At 59.4% G+C, this 6,753-nt stretch carries 7 protein-coding genes; 1 reads left to right on the top strand and 6 read right to left on the bottom strand.

Annotated elements, in window-relative coordinates; translation table 11 throughout:
- Window positions 1-177 precede the first annotated feature (177 nt).
- A complete protein-coding gene (locus WAW17_RS01055) occupies window positions 178-783 on the bottom strand; it encodes a TetR/AcrR family transcriptional regulator (RefSeq protein ID WP_422331180.1) in 606 nt (201 codons plus the stop codon).
- A gap of 225 nt (window positions 784-1,008) precedes the next feature.
- On the opposite strand from WAW17_RS01055, the gene WAW17_RS01050 reads away from it, so the two are divergent.
- Window positions 1,009-1,956: a hypothetical protein gene (locus WAW17_RS01050; RefSeq protein ID WP_422331179.1), complete on the top strand. Its 948-nt coding sequence runs from the start codon at window positions 1,009-1,011 to the stop codon at window positions 1,954-1,956.
- Window positions 1,957-2,254: 298 nt separating this feature from the next.
- Here the strand turns inward: WAW17_RS01050 and WAW17_RS01045 are convergent, their stop codons facing one another.
- The 5 genes from WAW17_RS01045 to WAW17_RS01025 all read right to left on the bottom strand — a co-directional run.
- Entirely contained in the window at window positions 2,255-3,259 is a 1,005-nt protein-coding gene (locus WAW17_RS01045) for a spirocyclase AveC family protein (protein ID WP_422331178.1), read from the bottom strand.
- A gap of 50 nt (window positions 3,260-3,309) precedes the next feature.
- Window positions 3,310-3,927, bottom strand: coding sequence for a hypothetical protein (locus WAW17_RS01040; protein WP_422331177.1), 618 nt, complete (start codon window positions 3,925-3,927; stop codon window positions 3,310-3,312).
- Between the two features lie 32 nt (window positions 3,928-3,959).
- The gene (locus WAW17_RS01035) at window positions 3,960-4,919 is read right to left on the bottom strand and encodes an MlaD family protein (protein ID WP_422331176.1); all 960 of its coding nucleotides are present in this window, start codon (window positions 4,917-4,919) and stop codon (window positions 3,960-3,962) included.
- Window positions 4,916-5,914: an MlaD family protein gene (locus WAW17_RS01030; RefSeq protein WP_422331175.1), complete on the bottom strand. Its 999-nt coding sequence runs from the start codon at window positions 5,912-5,914 to the stop codon at window positions 4,916-4,918. Before WAW17_RS01030 ends, WAW17_RS01035 begins: the two co-directional genes overlap by 4 nt.
- On the bottom strand, window positions 5,911-6,753 hold an 843-nt coding region (locus WAW17_RS01025; protein WP_422331174.1), incomplete at its 5' end, for an MCE family protein. The genes WAW17_RS01025 and WAW17_RS01030, both read right to left, overlap by 4 nt.

Genomic DNA, 6,753 nt, shown 5'->3' with positions numbered 1-6,753 from the left:
GTAAGTACGCCGACCACAGGCTAGTTCAGTCGGGATACGCGATAGGCCCTTCAGCAGGTTCCGAGTACTGAGAAGCCTTCGTCTCTCAAATCTCTTCAAAGAGGGAGTCCGGTTCTTACGTCCCGCCCGGGTAGCCCAGAAATACCCGCTGACGTCAACAACTTCGATTGGTCGGCGTCAACGACCGTATAGGGTGCCCCGCCACATTTCGACCAGCGGAGTCACCACTGACTCCTCGTCCTCGAACTCTCGCTCGACACCGAGTCCCGCCACATGGAGCACCCGCTCGGTCCCCCAGAAGAGCACCGCCGCCAGCTGGCGACTCGGCGTCTGCGCGCGCACCAGCCCCGCCTCACGCTCCCGCTCGATCTCGGCTGCACCCGCATCGACAAAGCGATCGACGATCTGCAGCCACAGCGTCCGCAATTCGGGCTCACTGTGCCAGTGATGATTGGTCGCCTGCAGCACCAACCGGTGCCGATGCCACATACCTGTCACCGCCCGCATACTGCGCTCGAGCGCTACCTCCGGGTCGTCCCCTTCCGCGCGAACCAAGAAGGGCTGGACTGTTTCGAACATGTCGTCCATCGCTCGGGCGAGCAACCCACTGAGCACAGAGAACTTGGAACCGAAATAGGAATAGAACGTAGCCCGCGAGATGCCCGCTTCTTTGAGGATCTGCGCCACGCTGAGCTCACCGAACGAATGGGCGAGCATCAGCCTGGCGGTTGCCTCGAGGATCTCGTCGCGCACCGCGACCGTCCCGCCGGATTCGGCTGGCAGCGGGCGATCGGCAGCGGGGGTCGTTTTACGCGCAGCGTCAGTCACTTCGACCACCCTACCCGGAATGGTGAGGGTTATTTTGTTTTTTGCTATACACAGTGTCTACCTGCCGTGTTAGTGTGACTGCGACCACGTTGAGTATCTGCCCCACCTCCGCATTCTGCGGATCCGTGGGAACCCACTGAACAGATCCACAGAAAGGGTCTAATTGTGTTTCAGAATGCAATTGTCAACCTGGCGACTTCGCCGGGTTATCCGCCTAATATCGAACCGCACCCGTCTGGTTTTGCGGCCAGCGCAGCAGCGGAATGGTCATTCTTCTTCATCGCAGGCGCAGCGGTTGTGATCTTCGCTCTACCGTGGGCGATCAAAGCAGCAACCAATCGGAATTGGACGCCTCTACTGGTCATCGGTAGTGGGTTGCTATGCTGCCTGCTCGAACCAATGCTCGATATCCTGGGACACCTGCACTGGGCAAACAACCTGACAACGGCGTTCACCAATTTCGGTGTGCCGGTGCCGGCATTGATCCCACTGTGCTACGTGGCATTCCTCGGTCTGCAGGCGTACTTCTCCTATTTCGTGATCCGTAACGGCGCACATCGCAACCACTTCTTCATGCTATTGGCGATGGGATTGATGCTCGACGCCGTCATGGAGACCATCGGCATCAACCTGGGCGTTTACGAGTACTACGGCCTGCAACCGTTCGAGCTCTTCAACTTCCCGTACTGGTGGGGATTCATCAACGGTGGCTCGTTTGTCACCGTCGGCGTCATTCTCGCTTACGCGGTCCCACGCCTCCACGGCCCCGGCAAGTTGCTGCTACTGCTGGCAGCACCCACCGGCATGATGGTGAACTATTTCGGCGTCGGCTGGGTCCATATCTTGGCTCACAACTCGACGCTTCCCGACTTCGCCCGCTGGATCGCGACTGCGGTAATGATGGTGATGATGGTCGGCTGGATGGCAGTCCTGCATCATCTCGTCGGACGCAAGGAATCCGACCCTGCCCCGAAATGGACGCTGGGCCGCATGTTCCTCTACACGGTTCTTCCTCGCGCAAAGCGCGCTGAACTGTGGAAGAAGATGCTCAACGAAGGCGGCGTCACCCCGGACGACGGAATCGCACTCAATCCGGAAGAGCCCGGCGTGGCCGTCCCGATCGGCTGATTCTCCTTCACACCGTCATGGGCGCCGGACCAGTTTTGGTCCGGCGCCTTTCGCGTTCACGGCCACGTGCACATCCACCTGCTGCATCGACATCGCCGGCGTCGAGTGCATCTTCCGAGTGCTGTCACCGATGCGAGAACAGCCTGCCGAGAGAGGTCGTAGCAACATTTCGATCCACCCAGGACACACAGAGCCGTCATGATCGCAACTTGTCTCCCAGACATCACAAAGGCGCCGGACCAGTTCAAGTCCGGCGCCTTCACTCGCGCGACAACCTACAAATACATCAAACGGTTTCTCACCCCGGCATCAGATACGACGGCAGATCGGCCATCGAACTACCGATCAGACCCAGCCAGTTGAAAGGCAAGTGGTAGACAAGGACCAGCGTCACAGCACAGAATCCGAGCACCGCGAAATTGCGCGCTGAGCTCTGAAGCGACGGCCGCCACCGATCGAAACCGGCCTCGATCGGTGAGAGCCCTTCCGGGTGTTGCTCGGCTTCCATCCGCATGTAGGTGAAAACGCACCCGACGGCCGCAACAAGGATCGATTCGTAGATCGGGAATTGATACAGCTCGCCAGGCCATAATGTCAGCGGTTCATACGTTCGCGCGAAGGCATAGGCGTGTGTTGTACGGATGACGACATTCTCAACGACGAAGTCGAATATGAACTCCGCTGCAAAGATGAAGACGAACAGAGTCACTTTGCTGATCTGTGGATAACGCCTACGCACCTTGTTCGCATGATGACAGGCCACGATTGCGACGCCGGCACAGAAGTATACGTACATCGGCGGACCCCAGATCAAGGATTCCGCGTAGCGCGTCGGCGCGTCCTCGTGGTGAAATGGTAGAAATTTCACCCACACACCGCGATTGACGTTGTAGCTGTTCCAGGCGAATAGATAATGGAACACATTCAGGAACGCATCGGCAACAAAGCAGATCACACCACCGATGACGAACTTTCCATCGAGGCTGAGCTTGCCGTGTCGTCGCCAAGGCTTGACCACGCAATACCAGATGAAACCGAACAGCACCGCAAGACTGATGACCTCGAATACCCGCAGCGCCACCACACGCCAATCGGTCATTACGTCTGGGCCGAGTCTCGGCGCCGGATCGAATTCGGTATTCGAGGTGACCCACCGTGCAATGACGTTCACGCAGATGATCAGCCAGAGAACACCCACTGCCGCAAGAACTGTTACCGGCCCCTGCCTCTGCAGCGGCGGCGCGGGTGGCAGCAACTTTCGCTTACCGCGATTCGGCTTCGCCTCGCCTTCGATCAGTGACATCGATCGCCTCCTGGGAGAATGTGAGTGAAATTGGGATCAAAATATTCGAGCTACTTCGCGCCGAGCGCGCCGTCGACCCCACCGACGTCGGTGATCGACCAATCACTGTTGCTGTCCACGGTCACGGCGTAGGTCGCCGTCGACTGAACGCCGCCGGGTGCCTGACTGTTCTTGGTCAGGACGCTGACGAAGGCATTGACCACGTACACCCCACCGGATTCCGATTCCACCTTCGCCGCAATGGGTTCGGCTGTCGACACCCACTGCAGCGGGGTTATCACCTGTTCCATCGAGGTGGCTGCCTGGGTGAGCTTGGCTGAGAGTTCCGGCGAGACGCCCTTCGTCAAGCGCTCGTTCCACACAGGCAGATCGGTGAAATTCATGTCGGCGGCTCCGACGGCGTAGTCCAGGGCGATCTGGGCAGCGCGGTCCTGACCGTCCTGCCGTGCAGTCATCGACGCAATCGTGTCCGACTTCGAGGACAGCACGAACCCGAGAACACAGACCGCAGCGCCGAGCCCGATTATCAGTAGCCCGATCGCCAGCCGGCCGACCCCGATCTGCCTGCCTTTGACACGGACGTGCGCATTCTCGCCGGTGATCGATCCCGCAACGTCCATTTTCGATTCACCCTGCTCTACATCGGATTCCAGAACATCTTTGCTCATAACTTCCTCGCCTTCGTTGGATTCGCGCTTACCTATTTCCCGCCCGGTGACACTTTCGGAACGACGCTGCTACGGGACCCGTTGACCGCGAGCGACGTTGTCAACAGTTGGGACAAGTTGACCGACTGCAGCGCATCGGTAGCCGAAGTGACCGCCGGCAGCCCGGCATTGCCGAGCACATACAGGTCGGGGGCCACCTTGTCCACGAAGACCTGCAGATTCTCGAGGAACGGTCCGACCCCTTCGGTGAGGCTGGTCGGTACATCGGCGTCGACGATGAAGGGCACCGCACGATCGAGGAACACGCCCAGTCCACTCCCGAATCCCACCATCGGATCGGCCGAATCACGAAGGTAGGGGCCGATGTCGGCACCCTCGTTCAGCAGTGACTGGAACGTGCCCAGAAGCGAGTCGAATTCACCACGGGTCGAGAGCATGGTTGCCTCCAAGAGCGCTCCAGCTTTCGCCAGATTCGACAACACCAAGTCGTCGTCGATCAATCCGACGTTCACCTCACCGACGATTCTGTTCAGGTGCTCGGCATTGATCTGTTCGAGGAACACCGTCAGCCTCGCCGACAACTCGTCGACCGTCGGCGGAACGTACACATCAGACATCTCCAGCACCGCGTTGTCTGCCAGCGGCGGACCGTCGTCGACATTGGGTAACACCGACACGTACGGTTCGCCGAGCGCTGACAGGTTGTCCACTCGGTAAACCGAATCAATCGGAATCCGAACTCCTTCGGAGTAGTTCCAATCGACCTGGACGCCTCCGACCGACGGAGTCACAGCAGTGACCTTTCCGACGCTCACCCCACGCAACAGCACTCTTGAGCCCTCGACCAGCCCATTCGTGGCCGGGACCATCATCTTGGCGTTACGCACGCCGACGTTGTCGGTAATCGACAGACCGATTGTTGTCATGTAGAAAACCGACAGAACGGCAATGACCAGCATCGCCACACCGGATACAAGGTTGCGCGCGCTCATCGGACTGCACCCAGCATGCGGAGGATCTGCTCCGCTGACGCCATCATCTCGGTTCCACCCGGAGACGTCGCGGACACTATGTTGAAGCCCGGACGCTGGATGAAGGGGAAGATCGTCTCGGACAGAAATTGATTGAGATGCTCAGCAGTGGGAATAGCACCGTCGGCGCCACCGCCGAAAACTTGCACTGCAGAGTTGACGGAATCGAGCATCGGAACCAGCCAATACCCACCCTCGAACACGCTGCCGATACTCGGCAGGACTACTCCGATATTCCCCAGAATATTCGACATTTTACTCCAGTAGTGCATTCCAGCCGGCGAGAACATCGCGTCGATCTCAGGCAGCCGAGGTTCGATTGCCACCGCTGTATCGGTGATTCCGGCAAGCATGCGATCGAGCTCGGTTGTGTTGCGGCTGAGGTTCTCCAGGTCGCCAGCCGAGACGTCGGCGATCCTCTGCAGGTCGTGAACTTCCGGCAGAATCGTGTTCACCTCTCGGACGACGTCCTCGATCTTCTGGACATTTCCGCCGTTGACGAAGGTTGCGAGCACCGCAAGTGTGTCTTCGAGCGGCGGTGCCGAGGTCGTCCGTTCTTGCGGAATCACCTCGCCCGCAGACAGGTAGGCGGATCCACCCTGTCCACTCGTTTCGATCGATACATACGGGTCACCGAGAATCGTTGTCTGCCTGATCGATCCAACCGCTTCTGCCTGAACCTTGACACCGGTCTCGATCTGAACGATTACGTCAACTCCGGAGTCGGCGAGTCGGACGTCACGGACCGAGCCCACCGAGGCGCCGTCGAGTTTCACGTCAGAGCCGTCGGGCAGGTTCAAGGCGCTGTCGAACACGAGAGTCAGGTCATAGCCGTTTCCGACGCCGCGAGCCGACGATGCCAGCGAGCTGGGATTGAGGGAGCATCCCGCGCTCGAGGTCATCACACCGAGCGCGGTCACCGCAACCCATACGGTGCGCTTAGCGAAATGTGTCATTGCGCCATCCCCGCCAACATCAGGTCGAAGAGACCAACTTCGACAAGTTGCGCCTCGGTACCGGAAATCTGACACGTCCCGCTACGTACGCCATTGAGAACTCGGCAAAGTGCGGTGTTGTCTGCAGTGCTCGCCCGAACTTTCGGATCCTGAATGTGCAGCCCCGCACCGTACTCCGGCGATGAGATCATTCGCACCCGGTCCGCCAACACCGGCAGCATGGTCGATGCCTGCTGTACTTCGCCGACGCGGCCCGCAGCAATATGGATCGCAGCGGCACCCGAATCAGCCCCTGTCCAGATCTCGTCACCGTAGTTGATCTGAATGTCGTACAGTGCCGCGGCGATAGGAGTCATCCCCGGCGGCATCTTGGATGTTCCCGGCCACAGGACATTTGCACCCTCGGTCATCGATTCCGGCAGCACAGCAAGGATCCCTTCGATGGCATCCCAGTTCGCAAGCGCATCGGAGGACAACGGTGCCATGTTCGTGATGATCGAACCGATGTCGGACACGATTCGACTGGGATTCTCAGCCGCCGAGGAAGCGACGTGCAACAGATCCGCAATCTCGGGACCGGCGTCGCGGAGCGCACGCTCCATTCCCTCGATTGAGCCCTGCACCGACGCCGACCCATCGGCAGGGGCGACCGCATCGATGAGGTCAGCCGCCGAGCCTGCAATTTCGGAGATGCTCTCCGGGGTGTAGGAATTAGTCAGCGGTACGCAGTCATTGGGCTGCAGTTGCGGACCATCGGTATAGTTGCCGACGAGTTCGAGCGAGCGGTCCGCGAGTACCGACTTCGAACGGGTTACCGCTTTGAGATCGGCCGGAAACTC

The sequence above is a fragment of the Rhodococcus sp. (in: high G+C Gram-positive bacteria) genome (assembly GCF_049286785.1).
In the GTDB taxonomy this organism is placed as follows: domain Bacteria; phylum Actinomycetota; class Actinomycetes; order Mycobacteriales; family Mycobacteriaceae; genus Rhodococcus_F.
The sequence above is the reverse complement of the archived record's forward strand: the minus strand, read 5'-3'. Positions and strand labels throughout refer to the sequence as shown.